Source organism: Acidovorax sp. GW823-FHT05D11, from assembly GCF_058795695.1.
Window position 1 is genome coordinate 5,312,869 of sequence record NZ_CM179502.1, and the last position, 19,196, is coordinate 5,332,064.

Annotated in this window: 22 protein-coding genes; 13 read left to right on the forward strand and 9 right to left on the reverse strand. The window is 73.2% G+C overall.

Going from position 1 to position 19,196, the window contains the following annotated elements:
* Positions 1-339: 339 nt before the first annotated feature.
* Positions 340-1,236 carry an oxidoreductase gene (locus AC3RCE_RS24500; protein ID WP_492254161.1) on the reverse strand — a complete coding sequence of 299 codons (897 nt, stop codon included), beginning with the start codon at positions 1,234-1,236 and terminating at the stop codon, positions 340-342.
* A gap of 159 nt (positions 1,237-1,395) precedes the next feature.
* Between AC3RCE_RS24500 and AC3RCE_RS24505 the strand changes: the two genes are divergently transcribed.
* Positions 1,396-2,376, forward strand: a complete 981-nt coding sequence (locus AC3RCE_RS24505) for a LysR family transcriptional regulator (RefSeq protein WP_492254162.1) — start codon at positions 1,396-1,398, stop codon at positions 2,374-2,376.
* A gap of 37 nt (positions 2,377-2,413) precedes the next feature.
* Here AC3RCE_RS24505 and AC3RCE_RS24510 read toward each other — a convergent pair whose 3' ends face one another.
* A complete protein-coding gene (locus AC3RCE_RS24510; RefSeq protein WP_369643686.1) occupies positions 2,414-3,214 on the reverse strand; it encodes an SDR family oxidoreductase in 801 nt (266 codons plus the stop codon).
* A 143-nt stretch (positions 3,215-3,357) separates the two neighbouring features.
* On the opposite strand from AC3RCE_RS24510, the gene AC3RCE_RS24515 reads away from it, so the two are divergent.
* From AC3RCE_RS24515 to AC3RCE_RS24525, 3 genes are all read left to right on the forward strand, one after another.
* Positions 3,358-4,281, forward strand: coding sequence for a LysR family transcriptional regulator (locus AC3RCE_RS24515; RefSeq protein WP_369643810.1), 924 nt, complete (start codon positions 3,358-3,360; stop codon positions 4,279-4,281).
* A 118-nt stretch (positions 4,282-4,399) separates the two neighbouring features.
* Positions 4,400-5,155 (forward strand): aspartate/glutamate racemase family protein, encoded by a 756-nt coding sequence (locus AC3RCE_RS24520; protein WP_255593114.1) that lies wholly within the window; start codon positions 4,400-4,402, stop codon positions 5,153-5,155.
* A gap of 112 nt (positions 5,156-5,267) precedes the next feature.
* The gene (locus tag AC3RCE_RS24525) at positions 5,268-6,314 is read left to right on the forward strand and encodes a serine hydrolase domain-containing protein (protein WP_492254163.1); all 1,047 of its coding nucleotides are present in this window, start codon (positions 5,268-5,270) and stop codon (positions 6,312-6,314) included.
* 112 nt (positions 6,315-6,426) lie between these two features.
* On the opposite strand, the gene AC3RCE_RS24530 is transcribed toward AC3RCE_RS24525, so the two are convergent.
* Positions 6,427-7,002 carry a DUF1439 domain-containing protein gene (locus AC3RCE_RS24530; protein WP_369643687.1) on the reverse strand — a complete coding sequence of 192 codons (576 nt, stop codon included), beginning with the start codon at positions 7,000-7,002 and terminating at the stop codon, positions 6,427-6,429.
* Between the two features lie 75 nt (positions 7,003-7,077).
* On the opposite strand from AC3RCE_RS24530, the gene AC3RCE_RS24535 reads away from it, so the two are divergent.
* Both AC3RCE_RS24535 and AC3RCE_RS24540 read left to right on the forward strand, forming a co-directional pair.
* Positions 7,078-7,971 carry an AraC family transcriptional regulator gene (locus tag AC3RCE_RS24535; protein WP_369643688.1) on the forward strand — a complete coding sequence of 298 codons (894 nt, stop codon included), beginning with the start codon at positions 7,078-7,080 and terminating at the stop codon, positions 7,969-7,971.
* 70 nt (positions 7,972-8,041) lie between these two features.
* Positions 8,042-8,971 carry a DMT family transporter gene (locus tag AC3RCE_RS24540; RefSeq protein ID WP_492254164.1) on the forward strand — a complete coding sequence of 310 codons (930 nt, stop codon included), beginning with the start codon at positions 8,042-8,044 and terminating at the stop codon, positions 8,969-8,971.
* Here AC3RCE_RS24540 and AC3RCE_RS24545 read toward each other — a convergent pair.
* Together AC3RCE_RS24545 and AC3RCE_RS24550 are read right to left on the reverse strand one after the other, a co-directional pair.
* A complete protein-coding gene (locus AC3RCE_RS24545) occupies positions 8,968-9,219 on the reverse strand; it encodes a hypothetical protein (RefSeq protein ID WP_218298083.1) in 252 nt (83 codons plus the stop codon). The two genes, AC3RCE_RS24540 and AC3RCE_RS24545, sit on opposite strands and share 4 nt — an antisense overlap.
* A gap of 176 nt (positions 9,220-9,395) precedes the next feature.
* The gene (locus AC3RCE_RS24550; RefSeq protein WP_492254165.1) at positions 9,396-9,887 is read right to left on the reverse strand and encodes a GNAT family N-acetyltransferase; all 492 of its coding nucleotides are present in this window, start codon (positions 9,885-9,887) and stop codon (positions 9,396-9,398) included.
* Positions 9,888-10,106: 219 nt separating this feature from the next.
* Here AC3RCE_RS24550 and AC3RCE_RS24555 point away from each other — a divergent pair, with 219 nt between their 5' ends.
* A complete protein-coding gene (locus tag AC3RCE_RS24555) occupies positions 10,107-10,781 on the forward strand; it encodes a DNA-3-methyladenine glycosylase (protein WP_492254166.1) in 675 nt (224 codons plus the stop codon).
* A 9-nt stretch (positions 10,782-10,790) separates the two neighbouring features.
* Here AC3RCE_RS24555 and AC3RCE_RS24560 read toward each other — a convergent pair whose 3' ends face one another.
* On the reverse strand, positions 10,791-11,675 hold the full coding sequence (locus AC3RCE_RS24560; protein ID WP_492254167.1) for a PA4780 family RIO1-like protein kinase: 885 nt from the start codon (positions 11,673-11,675) through the stop codon (positions 10,791-10,793).
* A 175-nt stretch (positions 11,676-11,850) separates the two neighbouring features.
* On the opposite strand from AC3RCE_RS24560, the gene AC3RCE_RS24565 reads away from it, so the two are divergent.
* A complete protein-coding gene (locus AC3RCE_RS24565) occupies positions 11,851-12,705 on the forward strand; it encodes a DUF3617 domain-containing protein (protein ID WP_492254168.1) in 855 nt (284 codons plus the stop codon).
* Positions 12,706-12,727: 22 nt separating this feature from the next.
* Here the strand turns inward: AC3RCE_RS24565 and AC3RCE_RS24570 are convergent, their stop codons facing one another.
* Together AC3RCE_RS24570 and AC3RCE_RS24575 are read right to left on the reverse strand one after the other, a co-directional pair.
* The gene (locus AC3RCE_RS24570) at positions 12,728-13,489 is read right to left on the reverse strand and encodes a tRNA-uridine aminocarboxypropyltransferase (protein ID WP_218298087.1); all 762 of its coding nucleotides are present in this window, start codon (positions 13,487-13,489) and stop codon (positions 12,728-12,730) included.
* The gene (locus AC3RCE_RS24575) at positions 13,486-14,094 is read right to left on the reverse strand and encodes a class I SAM-dependent methyltransferase (RefSeq protein ID WP_218298088.1); all 609 of its coding nucleotides are present in this window, start codon (positions 14,092-14,094) and stop codon (positions 13,486-13,488) included. Before AC3RCE_RS24575 ends, AC3RCE_RS24570 begins: the two co-directional genes overlap by 4 nt.
* A 120-nt stretch (positions 14,095-14,214) precedes the next feature.
* On the opposite strand from AC3RCE_RS24575, the gene AC3RCE_RS24580 reads away from it, so the two are divergent.
* From AC3RCE_RS24580 to AC3RCE_RS24595, 4 genes are all read left to right on the forward strand, one after another.
* Positions 14,215-15,450: a helix-turn-helix domain-containing protein gene (locus tag AC3RCE_RS24580; RefSeq protein WP_492254169.1), complete on the forward strand. Its 1,236-nt coding sequence runs from the start codon at positions 14,215-14,217 to the stop codon at positions 15,448-15,450.
* Between the two features lie 120 nt (positions 15,451-15,570).
* On the forward strand, positions 15,571-16,224 hold the full coding sequence (locus tag AC3RCE_RS24585) for a Vgb family protein (protein WP_218297230.1): 654 nt from the start codon (positions 15,571-15,573) through the stop codon (positions 16,222-16,224).
* A gap of 160 nt (positions 16,225-16,384) precedes the next feature.
* Positions 16,385-17,197 carry a DUF899 domain-containing protein gene (locus AC3RCE_RS24590; RefSeq protein ID WP_492254170.1) on the forward strand — a complete coding sequence of 271 codons (813 nt, stop codon included), beginning with the start codon at positions 16,385-16,387 and terminating at the stop codon, positions 17,195-17,197.
* Positions 17,198-17,213: 16 nt separating this feature from the next.
* Entirely contained in the window at positions 17,214-17,804 is a 591-nt protein-coding gene (locus AC3RCE_RS24595; protein WP_492254171.1) for a hypothetical protein, read from the forward strand.
* Here AC3RCE_RS24595 and AC3RCE_RS24600 read toward each other — a convergent pair whose 3' ends face one another.
* Positions 17,805-18,188 (reverse strand): VOC family protein, encoded by a 384-nt coding sequence (locus AC3RCE_RS24600; protein WP_492254172.1) that lies wholly within the window; start codon positions 18,186-18,188, stop codon positions 17,805-17,807.
* A gap of 256 nt (positions 18,189-18,444) precedes the next feature.
* On the opposite strand from AC3RCE_RS24600, the gene AC3RCE_RS24605 reads away from it, so the two are divergent.
* The gene (locus tag AC3RCE_RS24605) at positions 18,445-19,023 is read left to right on the forward strand and encodes a flavin reductase family protein (RefSeq protein ID WP_218339474.1); all 579 of its coding nucleotides are present in this window, start codon (positions 18,445-18,447) and stop codon (positions 19,021-19,023) included.
* The last annotated feature ends 173 nt before the right edge of the window (positions 19,024-19,196 follow it).

Below are 19,196 nucleotides of genomic sequence, written 5' to 3' on the forward strand. Positions count from 1 at the left end.
GAAACAGGGTCGGCCGGCGCGGCCGAAGGAGCGCCCGGGAGCGCGGCGGGGTAAGTGGGGGAAGTGGGGGAGGAAGACACCATGGCAGAAGAAAAGCGCTTGCTGGAGGACTGGGGAATGGCTGGCCCACGGGCTGGCGGCAATGCGGCAAGCCTGTGCCTGTTGTAGATCGTCCGCCGGTCCGGCGCTGTAGGACGGCTGCCAGAAAGCCTTGCGGACAGGACAGCACCCGCCGCGGCGGGCGGGCCGGCGGATCCGAGCCCCCATGGCATCCAGCGCTGTCTTCGCAATGCCCCAATGCTATTCATTCAATAGCAAACGCAGCCAGTGGCCGCCCCTTCACGTCACGGCCGTCCCGGCAGCCTGGGGAAAGTCCGTCGACGCGGCCACGGCGCTCCACTGCGCGGTCTCGGCGGCCACCCGCGCATGCTGCTCGGCGATGGTGCGCAGCGTGTCGGAGCCCAGGGGCAGGCGCACCGGCGGCATGGGGCTGGCCACCAGCTGCAGCAGGGCGCGGGCCAGCCGCGCCGGGTCGCCGGGCTGCTGCAGGTTGATGCCGGGCACCGCCTGGCGCACCACGCCCGCGCTGGCCGCATAGTCCTCCAGCACGCGGGGCGAGACCGCCAGCGACGCGCCATCCAGGAACTCGGTGCGGAAGTACCCCGGCTGCACCGCCGTGGCATGGATGCCCAGCGGCGCGAGCTCGGCGTGCAGCGCCTCGGTGATGCCCTCCACCGCGAACTTGGTGGAGCAGTACAGGCCAAAGCCGGCACTCGAGCGCACGCCCCCCAGGGAGGAAATGTTGATCACGTGCCCCGCGCGGCGCGCCCGCATGGCCGGCAGCACCGCGCGCGTGACGTTCAGCAGGCCGAACACGTTGGTGTCGTACAGGCGGCGCACCTCGTCGGCGGTGGCTTCCTCCACCGCCCCCATCAGGCCGTAGCCCGCGTTGTTGACCAGCACGTCGATGCGGCCGAAACGCGCGAGCGCGGCCTGGACGGCGTGCTGCGCCTGGGCCTCGTCGGTCACGTCCAGCGCCAGGGGCAGCAGCGCGCCCCCGCCGCCCAGGCGCTGGCCGACGGCTGCGGCATCGCGCGCGGTGGCGACCACGGCATCGCCCTGGGCGAGGGCCGCTTCGGCGATGCGCGCGCCCAGGCCGCGCGAGGCGCCGGTGATCAGCCAGACGCGGGAGGGTGAAACGGTGGTGGTGGTGGTGGTCGTGTCGGCAAAAGCCATGGCGAATCCTTCGGGGGTTCAGGGGTGGTGGATGGGCTGGGTGGGCGCCTTGGCGGGCCCACGGGGGTGAACTGTAGGGAGCCCATTGACATCGGACTAGCCCATAATTCATGGATACATTCACAAGCGGCGCTTGCCAATCCACCCCCCAACCCCACCATGGCCATCAACGAACTGCGCGCCATCGCCAACTTCGTGAAGGCGGCCGAACTGGGCAGCCTGCGCCAGGCCGCCGCCACGCAGGGCATCACGCCCCAGGCCTCCAGCCAGCTGCTGGTGCAGCTCGAGGCGCACCTGGGCGTGCGGCTGTTTCACCGCACCACCCGCAGCCTGAGCCTCACCGAAGAGGGGCGCCAGTTCCTCGCGTCGGCGCAGCCCGGCCTGGCCACGCTGCAGCACGCCGTGCAGGGCGCACGGCGCGGCCGGGAAGAGATGGCGGGGCCGCTGCGCATCGTGGCGCCGCGCTCCATCCTGCTGGAGGTGATCTGGCCGGTGCTCGACGCGTTCTGCCGCCGCCACCCCCGGGTGGAGCCGGACGTGCAGCTCGACGACCGCATCGGCAACTGGGTGGAAGACCGCGTGGACGTGGGCTTTCGCTCGGGCTATCCGCCCGAGGGCGGCGTGGTGGCGCGGCGGCTGCTGGCGCTGCAGCTCATCGTGTGCGCCGCGCCGTCCTACATCGCACGACACGGCGCGCCCGCCAGCATCGACGCGCTGGCAGCCCACACCTGCAGCGGCTTTCGGCACCCGTCCACGGGCAAGCCGATGCCGTGGGAATTCCAGGTGGGGGACGACATCGTCTCGCACGCCATCCCCGCCGCGTTCTGCACCAACGACATCGAGGTGGAAACCCGCGCCGTGCTGGGCGGGCACGCCATCGGCCAGCTGGTGGGCCCCACGGCCGCGCCGCTGGTGCGCAGCGGGCAGCTGGTGCCCCTGCTCACGCAGCACGTGGCCGAGCACCTGGGCCTGTACGTGTACTACGGCAGCCGCACCGCGCTGCCCGCCCGCGCGCGCGCCTTCACCTTCATCGACCTGGCGGTGGAGATGGTGGCGAACAACCCCGCCCATGCGCTGACGCCGCAGGAGCTGGCGGCATCCCCCGGCCGCAAGGCCCGGCCGCGCAGGGCCAAGGGCTGAGAAAGAGAAACCGCCCCGGGCTCGCCCGCGCGGCGGCTCAGGCCGCGAAGCCGCCGTCGATGAGCAGGCTGGCCCCGGTCACCATGCCCGACTCGGGCCCGGCCAGGTAGGCCACCATGCCGGCGATCTCGTCGGGGTGCGCGTGGCGGCCGAGCGCCATCAGGCCGTGCATGCTGCCGGCCAGAGGGCCGTCGGCGGGGTTCATGTCGGTGTTGACGGGACCGGGCTGCACGTTGTTCACGGTGATGCCGCGCGGCCCCAGGTCGCGCGCCAGCCCTTTCGTGAGGCCCACGATGGCGGCCTTGCTCATCGCATAGACGCTGAACCCGGCCCATGGCACGCGGTCGGAATTGGTGCTGCCGATGGTGATGACGCGGCCGTAGGCACCGCCCTGGCCCATGTGGCGCGCGGCGGCCTGCGTGGCCACGAACACGGCGCGCACGTTCACGTCGAGGGTGTGGTCGAAGTCCGCCAGCGCGAAGCTGTCCAGCTCGCCCGCCACCGCCACGCCGGCGTTGTTGACGAGGATGTCCAGGCGGCCCAGCGTGCGCGCCGCGCCGTCGATGGCCTGCGCGAGCGCCTGCGCATCCGCGCTGTCGGCCCGCAACGCCAGGGCCTTGCCGCCGTCCGCCTCGATGGCGGCCACCAGCGCCTGGGCGGGGGCTTCGGAGCTGCTGTACGTGAAGGCCACGGCCGCGCCATCGCGTGCCAGGCGCCGCACGATGGCCGCGCCAATGCCGCGCGCGCCGCCGGTGACGAAGGCGGCCTTGCCGGCCAGCACGCGTGAAGCAGCGGCGGGCCCGGGGGCGGGGGGTGTGGTGTGGGGCACGGAAGACATGGTGTTTCTCCAGAAAAAGTGATGGTGAAGAGGAGGCGGTTCGTGGCAGAACCGGGAACATCTGCAGTGTCGGAAAACCATTGCACGGGCGGTAGCGATGAATGGGCTGGATCTATTTCAACCAGCAGTTGAAAATGTGGGCCATGCAGCCCCTGAGCCATCTCGAGTCCTTCGTCCAGTCCGCCGAGTGCGGCAGCTTCTCGGCCGCCGCGCGGCAGATGGGCCTCACGCCCGCCGCCGTGAGCAAGAACGTGGCGCGCCTGGAGGCCAGCCTGGGCGTGCGGCTGTTCCAGCGCAGCACGCGGCGCCTCACGCTCACCGAGGGCGGGCAGCGCCTGCTCGCGCAGATCGGCCCGCCGCTGACGGCGCTGGCCGATGCGGTGGACCACGCGGCCGAGGCCGAGCAGCAGCCCGCGGGCACGCTCAAGGTGAGCATGGGCCAGGCCTTTGGCCGGGCCTACCTGGTGCCGCTGCTCACCGAGTTCTTGCAGCGCTACCCCGCCATCCAGCCCGACTGGCGCTTCGAGAACCGCCAGGTCGACCTGATCGGCGAGGGCTTTGACGCGGGCATCGGCGGCGGCCTGAACCTGAACCCCGACATGGTGGCGCGCACGCTGGGCCCGATCCACCTGGTGGTGGTGGGCTCGCCCGCGCTGCTCAAGGGCTGCAAGGCACCGCGCCACCCGGCGGACCTGGCGCGGTGGGACGGCATCGCGCGCCGCGCCATCCGCACGGGGCGCATCCCGGTCATCACGCTGCGCAACAGGGCGGGCGAGGCCGCCGCGGCCGAGTTCCGCCCGCGCGCCGTGTTCGACGACCCCGAAGCCATGTGCCAGGCCGCGCTGATGGGCCTGGGCCTGGCCGTGCTGCCCATGCCGTTCGCGCAGCCCTGGCTGGCCAACGGCGGCCTGGTGCGCGTGCTGCCCGGCTGGTGGGCAGACGCCGGCCCCACCTCGCTCTACTACCCCAGCAAGAAGCTGCTGCCCGCGCGCACCCGGGTGTTCGTGGATTTCGTGGTGGAGCAGTTCGCGCAGCGCGGCTTCGCGCAGCGGGTGCGCGGAGACTGACCCGCAGCGCCCGCGCGCAGGAGGCCGTGGCCCACCGGGCATGGCCGCGTGGGAAGCGCTGCTGGCATCATGGCGCCTGTCCGCCGACACGGCGCCCTCCGGCCACCCGCCCAACCGCATGACCGCTTCCATCACCCCCGCCCCTTCCATGCCTTCCGGGGCCGCGCCGCTGCACATCGGCATCGTGGGCTGCTCCGCCGAGGGCGCGGCGCTGTGCTACCGCACCATCTGCACCGAAGGTGCCGCGATCCTGGGCCAGGCCCATGCGCACCCCGAGGTGTCGATGCATACCCCCTCGCTGGCCGCCTATGTCGACTGCCTGGAGCGGGGCGACCTGCAGGGCGTGGCCGACCTCATGCTGGCATCGGCCCGCACGCTGGCACGCGCGGGCGCGGACTTCCTGGTCTGCCCGGACAACACCATCCACCAGGCCTTCGACCGCGTGGCCCCCCACTCGCCGCTGCCCTGGCTGCACATCGCCGAGGTGGTGGCCGCCGAGGCGGCGGCGCGGGGCCACCGGCGGCTGGCGCTGACGGGCACGCGCTGGCTGGTGGACAGCAGCGTCTATCCCGACAAGCTGGCCGCCCAGGGCCTGGCCTGCGTGCGCCCCACCGAGGCCGAGCGCACCGAGATCGGCCGCATCATCATGGACGAGCTGGTGCCCGGCGTGGTGCGGCCCGAGGCGGTGGCCACGTTCCAGCGCGTGATCGCGCGCATGCAGCGCGAAGAGGGCTGCGATGCCGTGGTGCTGGGCTGCACCGAGATTCCGCTCATCATCAGCGACGCGAATTCCGCGCTGCCCACGCTCGACTCCACGCGGCTGCTCGCGCGCGCGGCGCTGCGCAGGGCCGTGGGCAGCGGCGGCAGGGCCTGAGCGCAGGCGCGCGGCACTGCGCCCCGCCGCGCCGCCTTTGTTCTTTGGCCGGCGCAAAGGTTGCGGCGCCTACACTGCGCGCACCGTCCGTTCTTCGCCCGAAGGAGCCCGCATGCGCCCCCGCTGGACCCGCCGTTCGACCTGCATCGCCCTGGCCCTGCCCGCCTGCCTGGCCGCTGGCGCCGCGCTGGCCCAGCCGGCACCCGCCGGCGCCTGGCGCGAAGCCCCGGCCCCCGGCGAGCAGGCACTGGATGCCGCCGCCTTCCAGGGGCCCGATGCCGCGCTGGCCCGCGAGTTCACCGACGTGCAGAGCGCCGTGGTGGTGCTGGACGGGCGCGTGGTGTACTCGTTCTACCGCGACGGCGACGCCGAGAAGCTGCGCGACACGCAGTCCGCGTCCAAAAGCGCGCTGTCGGTGCTGCTGGGCACGGCCCTCGCGCAGGGCCGCATCGCCAGCGTGGACCAGCGCGTGGTGGACCTGGTGCCCGAGTGGGCCGGGGCCCACAGCGACCCGCGCGCGGCCGCCATCACGCTGCGGCACCTGCTCACGCTGACGGCGGGCTTCGCGGCCCGCGACGCCATCGGCACCGCCGCGCCGCTGCGCCCGCGCGATGCCTGGGCACGCCCGCTGGCCAGCGACCCGGGCCAGGCCTTCGCCTACGACAACTCGGTCGTGCCGCTGCTCGTCGCCGTGCTGGAAAAAGCCACGGGCATGCCCCTGGCCGACTACGCGCGCCAGCAGCTGGTGGGCCCCCTGGGCTTCGCCGAGCCGTCCTACCGGCAGGGCCTGCACCTGCGCACGCTCGACATGGCCAAGCTGGGCCAGCTCTACCTGCGGCATGGACGGTGGAACGGCCAGCCGCTGGTGCCCGAGGCGTTCGCCGATGCCTCGGTGAAGGCGCAGAACGCGGGCGGCCCGCCGGTGGGCCTGTCGTACGGCTACCTGTGGTGGGTGGTGCCGTCGCCAGCGCCGCGCCCGACCTTCCTGGCCAGCGGCTACGGCGGCCAGTTCATCTGGGTGTATCCGCCCCTGGACCTGGTCGTGGCCACCACCTCCACGGTGTCGCCGGACAGCCACCGGCGCGGCCATGCGCTGCAGTGGATCCGCACGCAGGCGTTCGCGGCGGCCCAGCAGCGCGCGCAGGGCGCGCCGCGCTGACCCGCGAAAGCCGTCCAGGGAATTTCAGGCAAAAAGGCCTTCAGCGCTTATCCATTCAGCGCTGATGGCTATATTTTTAATAGCAAATGCAGACGAATGCGGACGACGGCGCTCAAGGCTGCGGCTTGTTCACGAAGGCCACCACCAGCCCCCGGGCCGTCACGGTGATGGGCCCCGGCTGCAGGCCCAGGCCGTCGAACACGGCCGTGTCCTGCGGGCGCAACTGGTGCAGCACCACCTCGCGCAGCGACTGCTCGGCGAGCACCGGGCCGTAGGCGTTGAGCATCTCGTTCACGGCCGGCTTGAGGCTCGGGAAATCCAGGCGCCCCAGCCGGATCTGGTGGGCACGCACCGTGCGGTCGCCGGCCTCGTAGCGCAGCGCGAATTCCACATCGAACGTGCCCGCATGGCTGCGGCGCAGCGCCGGGCCCGCGACCTCAACGGCCATGGTGGCTCCCAGCCGGTTGGCCTCGGGCAGCAGGCGCAGGCGCGGCGCCTGCACGGCCAGGTCCACCAGCCCCTGCACCGGCACGCTGCGCGGAAACTTCTGCGCCACGGCCTCCTGCAGCTGCCCGAGCGGCACGGTGTAGCTGGGCTGGGCCCGGGCGGCGCGCAGCCCGGCCAGGGCGGTGGCCCCCCCGGCCAGGCCCCGCAGCGCGGTGCCCAGGAATCTTCTGCGGTGCACCATGCGTGCGCTCCTTTGCTGCGGTGATGGTGGTGGTGGGATCGGCCCCGGCGGCGCGGGCCCGCAATAATCGGCGCCATGACGCCCCCGCCCGTGCACCATTGCCAGGTTTTTGCCTCGCCCTGGCAAGGTGTGTACTGCACACGCGCCGAAAGTTCCCGCCGCTACGGCAAGCACTGGCACGCAGTCTACGGGCTGGGCCTGCTGGACGACGGCGCGCAAAGCTCGGCCAGCGGGCGCGGGCCGGTGGATGCCTATGCGGGCGACCTCATCACCACCAACCCGGGCGAGGTGCACGACGGGCAGCCGCTGGGCAGCGCATCGCGCCGCTGGCGCATGGTGTACATCGAACCGGCGGTGCTGCAGGCCCTGGCCGACGACGAGGGCGCCGTGGCGGGGCAGGCCGGCATCGCGCTCACGCGCCCCGTGATCCAGGACGCCGCCCTGGCCCGCGCGCTCCACACCCTGGTCGCGCGCATCGCCCTGTGGAATGTGGTGCAGCCGCCGGCGCCGCCCACCGCAGCGATGGCCGGCGCCGTGGACCGCCTGGCCTGCGAGGAATCGCTGGCCCAGACCTGCGCCCTGCTGCTGCAGCGCCACGCCAGCACGCCCCCGGCAACTGCCCCGCGCACCGCCCACGCCGCGCCCGCGCTCGGGCAGGTGCGCGACTGGCTGGCCGACGCGCCCCTGGCGCCCCCCACGCTCGCGCAGATGGCCGCCTTCGCCGGGCTCAGCCGCTACCAGCTGCTGCGGCGTTTCGCCGGCACCTACGGGCTGCCGCCGCACGCCTGGCTGCTGCAGCAGCGCGCCGAGCGCAGCCGCCACCTGATCGGCCAGGGCGTGGGCCTGGCCGATGCGGCGGCGGCCAGCGGCTTCGCCGACCAGAGCCACATGACGCGCATGTTCACGCGGCAGTTCGGCTTCACGCCGGGCGCGTGGCAGAAGGCCCGGCGCGGCCCGGCGGCGCAATAACGTTCAAGACGCGCCGCGCCAGACGCCGCAGACTGGCCGCTGATTCACCACTTCGGCAGGGTTTCCGGTCATGTCAGATTCACTCAAGGGCCAGCTGCTGTGCAGCCTGGCGATGGTGCTCGTGGGCAGCACGGTGGTGGCCAGCAAGGTCATCGGCCAGGACATCGAACCTTTTCTCGCCACCGTGCTGCGGCACGCGCTGGCGCTGCCCGTGTTCTTTGCGCTGATGCGCTGGCGCGGCCAGCGGCTGCCGCGCGTGGGCCGGCGCGACGCGGTGCTGCTCACGGTGCAGGCGGCCGCGGGGAGCGTGGGGTACTCGGTGCTGCTCATCCTGGGCGTCACGCTGTCGAGCGCATCGGACGCGGGCATCGTGGCGGGCACGCAGCCTGCCGCGGCCGCGCTGCTCTCGGCCGTGGTGCTGGGTGAGCGGCCCGCGCTGCGCCTGGTGCTGGCCATCGGGCTGGCCACGCTGGGCGTGATGGCCGTGGCTTTCTCGCCCGGCGGCGGCGGGGCCAGCCCCGCGCGGCTGGCAGGCATCGCGCTGGTGCTGGCCGCCGTGGCCTGCGAGGCGGTCTTAATCCTGGCCCACAAGCGCCTCGCGCGGCCGGTGCCCGCGCTGGCGCTGTCCACCCTCATGTCGGCGGGCGGCCTGCTGCTGTCGGCCCTGCCCGCCGCCTGGCTGGCGTGGCGCGCCGCCACCCCCCTGGCCTTCGGCGCGCCCGCGCTGGCGGGCGTGCTGTACTACGCGTGGGTGCCCACGGTGGGCGGCTTTCTGCTGTGGTACGCCGGCAGCGCGCGCACCAGCGGCGTGCGCGCCTCGCTGGCCACGGTGTGGCTGCCCGTGTCGGCCCTGGTGCTGTCGGTGCTGCTGCTCGGCGAGTCCGTGCGCCCCTGGCAATGGGCGGGCCTGGCCTGCGTGCTGCTGGCCATGGTGCTGGCGGCCAGGGGCGCCCCGGAGCGGGCGACGGCGCGCGGGGAACGGGCCACCCTGCGCGCCTAGCGCCCCACCACTGACCAGCCGGCCTGCTGGTTGGTCTTGTCGTTCTCGTACTCCCACGCGGTTCCGCAGCGGTCGCACACGTAGCGGGTGATGGTGACGGAGCCGTGGTCGCGGTCTTCCTTGCGATTGCCCCGCTGCACCAGTTCGGCATGGCCCGGCGCCTTGCGCCAGTTGCGCTGGATGCCCTGGCAGGGCTCGCACAGCGCCATGGGTTTGAGTTCGTTCTGTCGCGCCAGGTCTTTGGTCATGGGGGGGCAGCCTTGGGGGCTGTGGTGTCGGGGTGGGATTGCATGCTGCGGGGCGGCTACTGTAAGCCACCCGCGCACGCCCGGGCGAAACACGGCGCCCGAACCACTCCCCGCCACAGGCTCGGCAGCGCGCCGGCGCTGGATGGACTGGCACAGCAAGCTATCAAAACAAGAGCTTAATGCGGCCCTAGCAGCTTGGCCATGCGCGCATTGCGCAGCACCACGCCCTGCCGCTCGGCGTGCTGGCGTGCCAGGACCTCGAAGCCGCTGGCGGCGAAGAAGGACTCGGCGGCCAGGCTCACATCGGCATGCAGCCGCGCGATGCCGCGCCGCGCCGCCTGCGCGTGGATGTGCGCCATGAGCGCGCGGGCCACGCCCTGGCCGGCCCAGTCGGGCGCGACGAAGAACTGGTCGATGTACCCCGTGGGCTGCAGGTCGGCAAACCCCGCGATGGCGTTGCCGTCCGCGGCCTGGGCGACGAAGGGCTGGTTGGCCCGCATGCGGGCGGCCCACTGCGCGGCGTCGTGCTGCGGGGGTGCCCAGGCCGCGAGCTGCCCGGGGGTGTAGTGCCTCGCGGCCAGGCCGTGCACCGACGCGTGGAAGACGGCGTGCAGCAGGGCTTCATCGCCGGGGCGAAAGTCGCGGATGAGGATATCGGGCAGGGGCATGGGCGTGAAGGCGGACGGGACGGCGGGCGGCACGCGGGGTGACGGCGCACGGGGGGCAGAGGCAGGAAAAGCGCGCGATTGTGCCGCACGCCGGGGGCGCTGCGGCCCGACGGGACGCACCGGCGCTGCCTCGGGGTGCGGGGACGTAGGCCGTGGCGCACGGAAGCCCGGGATCACCCGCCGCGACGCCCTCCCCGGCGCCCCGATAGCATTGCCCGCATGCCCCGCGCCCCTTCGCCCGCCCTGCACCTGCCCGCAACACCCCCGCCCGGCCCGCCGCTCGTACGGGCCGCCATCGATTTCGCGGCCCCCGCGCACGAGGTGGCGCGGCGCCTGATCGGCGTGACGCTGCTCGTGGACGGCGTGGGCGGCCGCATCGTGGAGACCGAGGCCTACGACCAGTCGGACCCGGCATCGCACACCTTTGGCGGGCCCACCGCGCGCAACGCCGCCATGTTCGGGCCACCGGGCTGCGCGTACGTGTACCGCTCGTACGGCCTGCACTGGTGCATCAACACCGTGTGCCGCGAGGCCGGGCACGGCGCCGGCGTGCTGCTGCGCGCGCTGGAGCCCACCCACGGCATCGGCACCATGCAGGCGCGGCGCGGGCTGGAGGACGTGCATCTGCTGTGCGCGGGCCCCGGGCGCCTGGCCCAGGCGCTGGGCATCGATGCCAGCTTCAACGGACGGCCGCTGCACCTGCCGCCATTCGCGCTGCTGGAGCCCGATGCGGCCGGCGCCCCCGGCTGCCACCCCGTCGGCGTGGTGGCCGGCCCGCGCATCGGCATTTCCAAGGCGGTCGATGTGCCGTGGCGCTTCGGGCTTCGCGGGTCGCGCTACCTGAGCCGCGCGTTTGCCGCTCCGGCGGGCGCTGGCGGGCACGGCCGCCGCTGAAAGGACGCCTCAGCCCGCGGCCATGCGCAGCCTGCGCGCCGCGTCCTCGGCCCGCGCATCGTCGATCTCGCGCAGCACCGCCTGCATGTCCACGTCGGGATGGTCCGGCGCGTAGCGGCCCGTGAGCGGCGTGGCGTTGTCGAGCAGGCCGCTCTGGAACAGGCTCCAGATCTCGGGGCCGTACTGGGTGCTGCGCAGCTCGGGCGCGAACTGGCCGAAGAAGTCGCGCAGGTTGGCCACGTCGCGCAGCAGCATGCGCTGGGCATGGTTGTTGCCGGCGGCGTCCACCGCCTGGGGCAGGTCGATGATGACGGGGCCATCGTGGCCGCCTTCGCCGCCTTCGCCATCAGCGCCGGGCAGGTGCGCCAGCAGGATGTTGAACTCCGACAGGTCCCCATGCACCACACCCGCGCACAGCATGCGCACCACCTCGGCCACCAGCGTGGCGTGGTGGGTGCGCGCGTCCTCGGGCGTGAAGCTCACGTCGTTCAGGCGCGGCGCGGCGTCGCCGTGGGCGTCGGTCACCAGCTCCATCAGCAACACGCCGTCGTGAAAGTTGTAGGGCTGCGGCACGCGCACGCCCGCGGCGGCCAGGCGGTACAGCGCATCGACCTCGGCGCTTTGCCAGGCGGCCTCCTGCTCCTGCCGGCCGAACTTGCTGCCCTTGGCCATGGCGCGGGCCGAGCGCGAGTTCTTGACCTTGCGGTTCTCGGTGTAGTCCACCGCCTGGCGGAAGCTGCGGTTGTTGGCCTCTTTGTAGATCTTGGCGCAGCGGGTGTCGTCCCCGCAACGCACCACGTAGACCATGGCCTCCTTGCCGCTCATGAGCTGCCGGACCACGGTGTCGATCAGGCCTTCCTCGATGAGGGACTGGAGTCTGGGGGGTGCTTTCATCGGGCCTGTGCGCTAGAGGGGAAGCGGACCATTGTCGCCGCATGGCCGGTGCACGGCCTTGGCGGGTGGGGGCGGGCGCGGCGGACGCCACGTGCTGAACGACAATCCGGCGGCTGCCCGCCCGTGGGCACGCCATCCCTTCCCCGCCGCGCCCGCCCCCCCGGAGACCTTCCCCATGCCCTTCGCCATTGCGCCCCCAGCCCCTGCCCTGCGCGCCGTCTTGCTCGGGTGCCTGCTGGCCTGTGGGTGCGCCGGGGCCGCGCAGCCGGCGGCGGCGGCCGGGTTCCGCCCGGGCGCGTACGCCGATGCACTCGGCGGCCCGGCGGTGGTGTGCGTGACCTCGGAGCACATGGCCCGCCTCACGGCCGCCGCCTGGAAACTCGCCCTGCAGCAGCGCGGCGTGGACTGCACGCTCAGCGAGTCCGCCCGGCCGATGCCCGGCCACGAAACCTGGGCGGCCAGCTGCACGGGCCCGGCCCTGGGCGCCAGCGCCCCGCACCGCTACCGGTTCACGGTGCACGCCGACGGCGACCAGCTCGTCATCGACAGCAGCATGGCGGCTTCCGCGGGCCCGCCGATGATGATGACGAAGAAGGCCTTTGCCGGCAGGTACCAGGGGGCGTGCGCGCCCGGCCACCCGCCCCTGGACGTGGAGGCCTACCTGGACGGCATGCACGGCAGCAAAGGCACGCCCGCGCAGGCAGGCGCCCGCAAGGCGGTGGCCCTGGACCTCATCCGCTGCGGCCATGTGTTCAACGGGCTGTCGCTCGGCGTGGCGAAACCCCGGCAGGAAGGCATGCGCGCAGCGGCGGCGGCGATGATCGCGGCCGCCGTGGAGCTGCACCCCGGGGAGGGCGGCTTCCACCTGGAAGCGCTCAGGCAATCCGCGCCCGAGGTGTCCGCCGAGCTGGTGGGGGCGCCCGCGGAGAAGAAGTTTGCGCTGTACCAGTCGTGCAGCCCGTACCTGGAGCCGGAGGGTGTCGCGCGGGCCGTGCAAGGCCGCATGGCGGCGGACGCGGCCGCACGCTAGGCCCGTGGTACGCGATGCGCGGCTACAGCGCCCCCGCGTCCCGGGCGCGAAGCGCGGCCAGCCGCTGGTGCACCGCGTCGCCCGCATCCACGGGCCGCTGGTGCTTGGCCTCGAGGTAGTGGGTGGTGAACACGTCCAGGTACGCCTCCAGCGCCTGCGCGGCATGTGCCTCGCCCGCCAGCTCCAGGCACAGGGCGCCGACCTCGGACGTGCAGAAATGGTCCCTGCGGGTGGACCGGCGCAGGTGGTAGCGCGAGAGCTGCTCGGGCTGCAGGCTAAGCACGGGCAGGAGGTCGAGGTACGGGCTCTTGCGGAACATCTTGCGGGCCTCGGGCCAAGTGGCGTCGAGCAGCACGAACAGCGGGCGCTTGCCTTCTGGCATGGCCACCTGCGTGACCACGCGCCCGGGCGCCACGAACTCGCCAGGGAACACCACATACGGCTGCCACTGCGGGTCGGACAGCAGCGCCAGCAGGCCGGGGTGCACCTCGGTGCGGGCCCAGCCAAAGGCAAACGTGTCGGGCACCACGTCGGCGATCAGCCAGCCCGTGTTGCTGGGCTTGAGCGGTTCGATGTCGGCCATCAGCAGGCACATGCCCGCGCGCGTGGGCAGCACGGGCCGCAGCGCGCAGATGCAGTGGCTGGGCACCAGGCGGCAGCCCGCGCAGCGCTCGCCCCTGGGGCCGCCCCGGGCCAGGAAGGGCTTGGCGCTGCGCGCCAGGCGCTCGGCACGCAGGCGCGCCACCGCGTGCGGCGCGGCGGGGTTCGCGGGGGAATGCGTCACTGCCCGCCCGCCTGTTCCAGGGCAAACAGCGGCACCTGCGCCTGCCGGCTCAGCCACACGCCGCCGCCCAGTTCGATCGCGCCCTCCTGCAGGCCGCGCCGGTACAGCTCGGCGCGGTGGCGGAACAGGCGCGGATCGGTCAGGTCCTCGTCGATGATGTCGCGCTCGTAGTCCTCGCGCGAGACGGCCTCCACGTACAGCGCGCCGCGGCTCAGGCGCCCCAGGTTGTGCAGCGCGGCCTTCAGGTCCGGCGGGCTCAGGTAGGGCAGCACGCCCTGGCAGATGACGAGGTCGAACGGCTCGCCGGCCGCATAGTCCACCACCGAGCCCTGCTGCCATCCGAAGCGCTCGCACAGGTAGGCGCTGAACTCCACGCCCTGGTAGGTGGCCAGCGGGAAATGCCGCGCCACGATGTCCTTCCACAGCCCGATGCCGCAGCCCACGTCCAGCACACGCTGCACCGGCACGCGCAGGTACTTGAGGTAGCTGCACACGAACGTGCCCAGGCGCTCGACATGGTCCGGGTCCACCACGCTGGTCTTCTTGTCGAAGTAGTAGCGCTGGTAGTAGGCCTCGTCGAAGGTGGTGGCGCTGGCGGATTTCAATGGGGGTCCTTGTGTCTAGGCCGTGGGGGCCCCCCGCGGCGGCCGGGGGCGTGAAGCGGGCGAGTATCCCCCACCCGGCCGCGCACGGCCCTGGCGCACGGCTGCGTGTAGGCTGTCGCCATGGATTCGCTGATCACCGCCGCCGCACGCGCGCTGGCCGCCGGGGACCCGCTGGGCGCGCTCAAGCGCGTGGCGCTGCGCGACGACCCACCCGCGCTGGCCCTGCGCGGCATCGCCATGGCCCAGCTGGGTGAGCTGGCCCGCGCGCGCGACCTGCTGCGGCAGGCGGGCCGCGCGTTTGGCGCCCACGAGGCCCGGGCCCGCGCGCGCTGCGCGGTGGCCGAGGCCGAGGTGGCGCTCGCCCTGCGCGACCTGGGCGGCCAGGGCCTGGCACTGCTGGCGGCGGCCGACACGCTGCAGGCCCATGGCGACGCGATCAACGCCCTGCAGGCCCGGCTGGTGGCGGCCCGCAGGCTGATTCTGCTGGGGCGGCTGGCGCAGGCCTCCGCCGCACTCGCAGCCATCCAGGCGGCGGGCCTTCCGGCCCAGCTGCCCGCGCCGCTGGCCGCCGTGGCCGCGCTCACGGCCGCAGAGCTGGCCCTGCGCGCCTTGCACATCGACGCCGCAGACGCCGCGCTGCAGCGGGCCGCCGAGGCGGCCGGCCACGCCGGGGTGCCCGCCCTGGTGGCCGAGGTGGCCCACGCCCGCACGCTGCTCCAGCAGCCCGCGGCCCGCCGCCTGGGGCCGGGCACCGAGCACCTGCTGCAGCTGCGGGACGTGGCGGCGCTGCGCGCAGCGGGCGACACACTGGTGGTGGACGCCTGCCGCCACGGCGTGCAGGCGGGCGGCGCGTGGCACCCGCTGGCGCGCCGGCCGGTGCTGTTTGCACTCGTGCGCGCGCTGGCCCAGGCGTGGCCGGGCGACGCGGACCGCGATACGCTGATCGCCGACGTGTTCCGCACGCGCCACCCCGACGAGACCCACCGCGCCCGCCTCCGCGTGGAAATGGGGCGACTGCGCGCGCTGATGGCACCGCTGGCGGGCGTGGAGGCCACCGCACGCGGCTTCATGCTGCGCCCCCAGGGGGGCCGCGGGGTGGCCGTGCTCGCGCCGCCGGTCGATGGCGCGCAGGGCGCGCTGCTGGCGCTGCTGTCCGACGGCGCCGCGTGGTCCACATCGGCCCTGGCGCTCGCGCTGGGCGACAGCCAGCGCACCGTGCAGCGCGCGCTGGCCGAGCTGGAGGCCGGCGGCCAGGTGCGCGCCATCGGCCAGGCCCGCGCCCGCCGCTGGCTGGCGGCGCCGCTCGTCGGATTCACGACGATCTTGTTACTCCCCACGGCGCAGCCGATTCCCTAAAGTGGCATCACCAACCGTTGAAGGAGCCCAGCCATGACCACCATCACCCGCACCCCACAAGCCCCCCGCGACGCAGCCTGCAGCAGCCAGGTGGGCGACACCCCGCCGCCGCACCGGCAGATGCCCATCGCCTCGCGCCAGCCCGCCCAGGTGGTGCGCGAGTACGGACCGTTCGGCGATGCCGGGGCGGTCCATGGCGTGACGCACGACGGCCAGCGCGTGTGGGCCGCGACGGGCGAGCACCTGGTGGCTTTCGACCCCGCCAGCGGCACCACCGCCCGCACGCTCGACGTGGCGTGCGACGCGGGCACGGCCTTCGACGGCACGCACCTCTACCAGATCGCCGAGGCGCGCATCGACAAGATCGACCCTTCCACCGGCCGCGTCCTGGCCACCATCCCCGCGCCGGGCGGCGGCAACGACTCGGGCCTGACCTGGGCCGAAGGCAGCCTGTGGGTGGGCCAGTACCGCGACCGCAAGATCCACCAGATCGACCCCGCCACGGGGGCCATCCGCCGCACCATCGAGTCCGACCGCTTCGTTACCGGCGTGACCTGGGTGGACGGCGAACTGTGGCACGGCACCTGGGAGGGCGACGAAAGCACGCTGCGCCACATCGACCCCGCCAGCGGTGCCGTGCTGCAGCAGCTGGACCTGCCGCAGGGCATGGGCGTGAGCGGGCTCGAGTCCGACGGGGCCGGCCTGTTCTACGCCGGCGGCGGCAGCAGCGGCAAGGTGCGCGCCGTGCGCCGGCCCGAGGCGCCCCGCGCCTGAACGGGGCGGCCGCGCGCCGCGCCCATCGCCGTGCACCCCACGGGCCCTGCACCGGCCCCGCGCTTTCCGCGCGGGCCGCAGGCCGGGGACAGGTGCGCCTGGCCCGCCCGCGAGCCCATCCTTCTTCTACCCCACCCACCACCCCATCGAGGAGTCCTCCATGAACGCCCCCACACAACAACATCCCGTGGTCTCCGCCCGCCAATGGCTGGCCCAGCGCCACACCCTGCTGGCCCGCGAGAAGGCGCTGACCCGCCTGCGCGACGAGATCGCCCAGGAGCGCCGCGCACTGCCCTGGACCCGCGTGGACAAGCGCTACACCTTCGACACGCCCCAGGGCCCGCGCGCCCTGGCCGACCTTTTCGACGGCCGCAGCCAGCTGCTGGTGCAGCATTTCATGTTCGGCCCGGGGTGGGAGCAAGGCTGCCCCAGCTGCTCGTTCATGGCCGACCACCTGGGTGGCATGGAGCTGCACCTGCAGCACCGCGACGTGTCGTTGCTTGCCATCTCGCGCGCGCCGCTGGCCGAGATCGAGCGCTTTCGCGAGCGCATGGACTGGCGGTTCCGCTGGGTGTCGTCGCACGGCAGCGACTTCAACCACGACTTCGCCGTGAGCTTCACGCCCGAGCAGCGCGCACGGGGGAACGGCGAGGTCTTCTACAACTACGGCATGCAGCCGTTCCCCGCCGAGGAGGCACCGGGCATCAGCGTGTTCGTGCGCAACGATGCGGGCGAGGTGTTCCACACCTACTCGACCTTCGGGCGCGGCGTCGAGGCCATGATGGGCACCTACCAGCTGCTGGACCTGACGCCGCTGGGGCGCCACGAAACCAACCCGGCCTACCCCATGGACTGGGTGCGCCACCACGACCGCTACGCGCCCGCCGACGCCGCCCGCACCCCGGCCGCTCCGGCTGCGCAGGCAAGCCAGGCCCACCCGGCACCGGGCGCGTGCTGCGCCGCACGGGGCTGAACACCGCCCCACGGCCATGGACACCCTCTGGCCCTGGCTCGCCACCGCCGCGCTGGGCGCCCTGCATGGGATGAACCCTGCCACGGGATGGGGACTGGCGGCGGCCTGGGGCCTGCGGACGCACGACCACGGCATCCCGCTGCGCACCGTGCTGCCCCTGGCCACCGGGCACCTGGCCTCGGTGGCGCTGGTGGCCGCCACGGCGGTGTGGGGCCTGCCGCTGGCCCGGCCCGTGCTGCTGGCGGTGGCGGGCGGATTGTGCGCGGTGGTGGTGCTGGCCCACCTGCGTGGGCATACTGCGCCGCCCTGCATCCGCAGGCCTGCCGGGCCCGCGGGCCTGGCCCTGTGGTCCTTTGGGACGGCCACCGCCCACGGCGCGGGGCTGATGCTGGTGCCCGCGCTGGCGCCGCTGTGCCTGGGCGGTGGCGCGGCAGGGGGCGGTGCCGCATCCACCCCCCTGCTGCTGGCGCTGGCCGCACTGGGCGTTCACACCCTGGCCATGCTGGCGGCCAGCGCCGCCATGGCCGCCGCCGCATGCCGTGGCGTGCGGGGGGCCACACGCTGGCTGCAGCGCCACAAGCGCCGCGCCTGCCGCCCAGTCCGTTGACTATGCCTTTGGGGGGCGGTGCAGCGCGCAGAGCTTGTTGCCGTCCGGGTCGCGCAGGTACGCCAGGTACAGCTTGCCGCCGAGGCCTTCGCGGTAGCCGGGCGGGTCTTCGCAGGTGGTGCCCCCGTGGGCGACACCCGCCGCATGGAACGCATCGGCCTGCTCGGGCGACTGCATGGCAAAGCCGATGGTGCCGCCGTTGGCAAAGGTGGCGGCCTCGCCATTGATGGGGGTGCTGATGCAGAAGGTGCCGGAGGGGCCCCGGTAGAAGTAGCGGTTCTTGTTGGCGACGCCAGGGGGCACACCGATGGTGCCGAGCAGCGCGTCGTAGAACTTTCGGGATACCTCCAGGTCGTTCACACCGACCATCACATGACTGAACATACTTTTTTGTCTCCGCTGGGCCCCGATGGGGCGGTTGATGGGCGAAGGGATGTTACCGGCTGCGCACCCGCGCGCTGTCGCCCAGCAGACCGTGGCGCGGGCAGCGCCTGCGTGGAGTGAGTGGCCTGCACGGCGCGCGGGGACACCACTGCCGGCGAACACGCTGCAGCCTGGCATTTTTCAAGCCAAAATGCCCTGGAGCGCACGTTCAATCACCGCCATCAGCTATCAATTGAAGAGCATTCAGCCTCCCGCCATGCCACCCACCGCCCACTTCACCCCCGTCCCCCTCGACAAGGCCTACCGCCTGCTCAACCACGGCCCCACCGTGCTGGTGTCGGCCGCGCACGCCGGCCAGCACAACGTGATGGCGGCCGCCTGGGCCTGCGCGCTGGACTTTTCCCCGCCCAAGGTGACGGTGGTGCTCGACAAGGCCACACGCACGCGCGAACTGGTGGAGGCCAGCGGCGCCTTCGCGCTGCAGCTGCCCACCGTGCCCATGGCGGCGATGACCGTGGCCATTGGCACCGACAGCGCCAAGACCCACCCCGACAAACTGCGGCAGCACGGCGTGGAGCTGTTCCACGCCCCCGGCCACGCCAATACCCCGCTGGTGCACGGCTGCGCCGCCTGGCTGCTGTGCCGCGCCATCCCCGAGCCGCACAACCAGCAGGCCTACGACCTCTTCATCGGCGAAGTGGTGGCCGCCTGGGCGGACGAGCGCGTGTTCCGCAACGGGCACTGGGAGTTCGACACCGCCCCCCAGGCGCTGCGCACGCTGCACTACGTGGCGGGCGGGCAGTTCTATGCGACGGGGGCGTCGGTCGTGGTGTGAAAGGCGCTGTGGCCACCACAGCGCGGCAGGAAGGGCAGTGGGCGCCGCCTCCCGGAGAATCCGGTCCATGCGGAATACCCTAGTGGCTCCGGTTCTTTGACCAGATAATATGCATGCATAGCGAATGCGAAGCCGCTGCGCTGCCGTGCCACGGTCAACCGCAGTCCCGGCGC

Coding starts and splice junctions, on each gene's coding strand:
- AC3RCE_RS24500 (WP_492254161.1), bottom strand. CDS start 1,236: ATGGCTTTTGCCGACACGACCACCACCACCACCACCGTTTCACCCTCC.
- AC3RCE_RS24505 (WP_492254162.1), top strand. CDS start 1,396: ATGGCCATCAACGAACTGCGCGCCATCGCCAACTTCGTGAAGGCGGCC.
- AC3RCE_RS24510 (WP_369643686.1), bottom strand. CDS start 3,214: ATGTCTTCCGTGCCCCACACCACACCCCCCGCCCCCGGGCCCGCCGCT.
- AC3RCE_RS24515 (WP_369643810.1), top strand. CDS start 3,358: ATGCAGCCCCTGAGCCATCTCGAGTCCTTCGTCCAGTCCGCCGAGTGC.
- AC3RCE_RS24520 (WP_255593114.1), top strand. CDS start 4,400: ATGACCGCTTCCATCACCCCCGCCCCTTCCATGCCTTCCGGGGCCGCG.
- AC3RCE_RS24525 (WP_492254163.1), top strand. CDS start 5,268: ATGCGCCCCCGCTGGACCCGCCGTTCGACCTGCATCGCCCTGGCCCTG.
- AC3RCE_RS24530 (WP_369643687.1), bottom strand. CDS start 7,002: ATGGTGCACCGCAGAAGATTCCTGGGCACCGCGCTGCGGGGCCTGGCC.
- AC3RCE_RS24535 (WP_369643688.1), top strand. CDS start 7,078: ATGACGCCCCCGCCCGTGCACCATTGCCAGGTTTTTGCCTCGCCCTGG.
- AC3RCE_RS24540 (WP_492254164.1), top strand. CDS start 8,042: ATGTCAGATTCACTCAAGGGCCAGCTGCTGTGCAGCCTGGCGATGGTG.
- AC3RCE_RS24545 (WP_218298083.1), bottom strand. CDS start 9,219: ATGACCAAAGACCTGGCGCGACAGAACGAACTCAAACCCATGGCGCTG.
- AC3RCE_RS24550 (WP_492254165.1), bottom strand. CDS start 9,887: ATGCCCCTGCCCGATATCCTCATCCGCGACTTTCGCCCCGGCGATGAA.
- AC3RCE_RS24555 (WP_492254166.1), top strand. CDS start 10,107: ATGCCCCGCGCCCCTTCGCCCGCCCTGCACCTGCCCGCAACACCCCCG.
- AC3RCE_RS24560 (WP_492254167.1), bottom strand. CDS start 11,675: ATGAAAGCACCCCCCAGACTCCAGTCCCTCATCGAGGAAGGCCTGATC.
- AC3RCE_RS24565 (WP_492254168.1), top strand. CDS start 11,851: ATGCCCTTCGCCATTGCGCCCCCAGCCCCTGCCCTGCGCGCCGTCTTG.
- AC3RCE_RS24580 (WP_492254169.1), top strand. CDS start 14,215: ATGGATTCGCTGATCACCGCCGCCGCACGCGCGCTGGCCGCCGGGGAC.
- AC3RCE_RS24585 (WP_218297230.1), top strand. CDS start 15,571: ATGCCCATCGCCTCGCGCCAGCCCGCCCAGGTGGTGCGCGAGTACGGA.
- AC3RCE_RS24590 (WP_492254170.1), top strand. CDS start 16,385: ATGAACGCCCCCACACAACAACATCCCGTGGTCTCCGCCCGCCAATGG.
- AC3RCE_RS24595 (WP_492254171.1), top strand. CDS start 17,214: ATGGACACCCTCTGGCCCTGGCTCGCCACCGCCGCGCTGGGCGCCCTG.
- AC3RCE_RS24600 (WP_492254172.1), bottom strand. CDS start 18,188: ATGTTCAGTCATGTGATGGTCGGTGTGAACGACCTGGAGGTATCCCGA.
- AC3RCE_RS24605 (WP_218339474.1), top strand. CDS start 18,445: ATGCCACCCACCGCCCACTTCACCCCCGTCCCCCTCGACAAGGCCTAC.